Here is a 2,490-nt window from a genome sequence, read left to right on the forward strand (position 1 = left end):
ATCATAAGTAGGCTAAGCACCCAACGCCTTGCCATATTTCTATGGTAGGTTTTCAAATACTCGCCCCCGAACCGGACTTACACGTCTCCGTGTATCCGGCTCTCCATTAAAGAGTCAGTCTATACTACCTGAATGAACCTTGAGGTGGCAACTTCGACATAAGGCTATGGTTTTTCTACGTCTTGCAATCATTAGCTTGTCGGCATATCCTTTGCCGTCCAACACTTTTAGTTTGCGAACGTGGTGCATATCCAAATTACCAGTTGCTCCGCATATCTCACATTTCTCAGCTTTGAGCCTATCAATGAGGCTTGTGCTATTGGCGTGATAAACTACGGTAGCATTGTCAAGATTATCGCCTATTTCAGGTTTTCTTCTTGCGAAACTTTCGTTGTAAAAGGTCTGTTGCTTCTCTCTTCCCTTACTGTCTTTATACTGTATAGTAAATAAGCCGTCTTTCATATACTTATTGGCAATTTTAGTAACCTTACTTTTGTATTTACCAGCAAACGTTTTATACATACTGTACTCCATAATGTACTTGTAGGTGTTGAGCAGAGAACTGTTGTTTGCAATCGCATAGTAGTTGTGGAATCCTCTAATCGTGTAGTTATACTTTTGGAGGATTTCCAAATCATCGTTACAGATACTTTTTCTATGCTCCCTCGGTTTCCATTGCTCTTTTCCGTTGTGGGTCTTTATCTCCAGCACTCCGAAATCGAGTAATTTCTTCTTAATGGTTTCCATAGAAATTCTCAATAGAACTTTCTTGTTATATACCCTTGACAACCTGCCTGTGTTATCTCTTTTAGCAAGGTTAGAGCGGTTTACTAAGACCTCATATCCAAGAAATTTCGCTGCTTTTTGACTGTGGGTAATCAGTGTTTTATCGTCCGATAGTTCGAGTTTCAATTCGGATTCAAGAAAATTCTTAATATCTTCTTTGATTCTTTGGCTATCTTCCTTACTACCAATCACACCAATCAGAAAATCATCAGCATACCTCACATACTTGAGCCTTTTGTAACCGTTGTCCATTTCGTCAAAACTAGGTATCTGCAATCTTGTTCTGTCAATAACTTTGAGTTGTTCTACAACTTTTTTGCGTTCGCTCTCATCTTTTACCGTTTTAAGTTTCTGCATAGCCACCTTCTTCTGAAAATCAAGACTTCTGCGCCCCTCGAAAGGTTTGCGAGTCGCTGTGACTCCCACATCAAATCTCTTGATGTATTCCATTACAAACTTATCGAGTCGGTCTAAATAGATATTAGCCAAAATAGGACTAACGATTCCGCCTTGCGGAGTACCGCTGAAAGTGTTATGGAACGTCCAATCTTCGAGATAACCTGCGTTTAGAAATTTCCTTATTAGTCGGAGAAAACGCTCATCTGAGATACGTTCTGCGAGTATACCAATCAATATTTCGTGATTGATGTTGTCGAAGAATCCTTTAATGTCTCCCTCAATGAACCATTTTGTTCCTGTGAATGTCTTTTGAATCTTATTGAGTGCGGTATGACAACTCCGTTTGGGTCTGAAACCGTGTGAGCAGTCTTGAAATTGCCCCTCATAAATGGCTTCGAGAATCATTCGTGTTACCTCTTGTACTAACTTATCATCAAAAGATGGGATTCCCAGCGGTCGCATCTTCCCGTTTTTCTTTGGGATATACACCCGCCTAGCAGGTTTTGGTTGATATGTCTCCTCTCGGAGCAAGTCAATCAAATCAGCAATCCGAGTTAAACTCATACCGTCTATTGTTTTCCCGTCAGAGCCTTCAGTCATATTACCTTCCTTTGCATAAATGCGTTGGTAGGCAACATAATACATCTCCTCGTTGAACAGTATTCGATACAGTCGCTCGAACTTGTAATTTACTTGCGGACTATGCTTTGATAGACCGTTTAATACTTTCTTTGAACTTCTCATAATGTCTCGCACATTTTTCTAAAATTGTATTAAACCTTTAACTGCTTCCCTTTGCCATGTACAAGGCTTTCCCTTGCTCAGACTACTACGGAAGCTCCGTTACCATGTCGGATATTCAGAGGCTAAACCTCATAGCCTTACGGCATTCCGAGTTAGGTAATCCCCGTTTAGCTGTGTAGTAACAACAGCGTGATAGATTGTCGGATATGGTTTCCACCCTTTACCATTGCCAATGGTTGCGTTACGATAATTTCCAGCTTCTGCTATTCATCTTCTATATCAGAAGTATCGTAATATGACGAGTTTAGCTATCTTACGTCAAAGTCTCTACAACGACCACTTAGGTTGCCATTTAATCAATTAGGATTTTATCCTCGTATCTATCTTTCATCTCATCATTCAGTCGCAAAGTTGATAGCTCTCTGACTTATGACTTTCCCAACATGCTACACTCCCTGCCGTCTTTCGTTGGACAGATAAGTCGGGCGATGATAGGTTTTGGAAAACTTACCTAATGCCTTGCAATCAGCATATTTACTACACAGCCTCTACGGGCGCACA

General features: G+C 40.6%; 1 protein-coding gene. It reads right to left on the reverse strand.

The window, feature by feature from the left end; genetic code table 11:
* Positions 1 to 114: 114 nt before the first annotated feature.
* Positions 115 to 1,929, reverse strand: a complete 1,815-nt coding sequence (locus tag DWW91_RS27370) for a reverse transcriptase domain-containing protein (protein WP_122329433.1) — start codon at positions 1,927 to 1,929, stop codon at positions 115 to 117.
* Positions 1,930 to 2,490 lie beyond the last annotated feature (561 nt).

Origin of the sequence: Parabacteroides sp. AF17-3, from assembly GCF_003635445.1 — a bacterium.
GTDB classification, from domain to species: domain Bacteria; phylum Bacteroidota; class Bacteroidia; order Bacteroidales; family Tannerellaceae; genus Parabacteroides; species Parabacteroides goldsteinii.

Coding starts and splice junctions, on each gene's coding strand:
- DWW91_RS27370 (WP_122329433.1), bottom strand. CDS start 1,929: ATGAGAAGTTCAAAGAAAGTATTAAACGGTCTATCAAAGCATAGTCCG.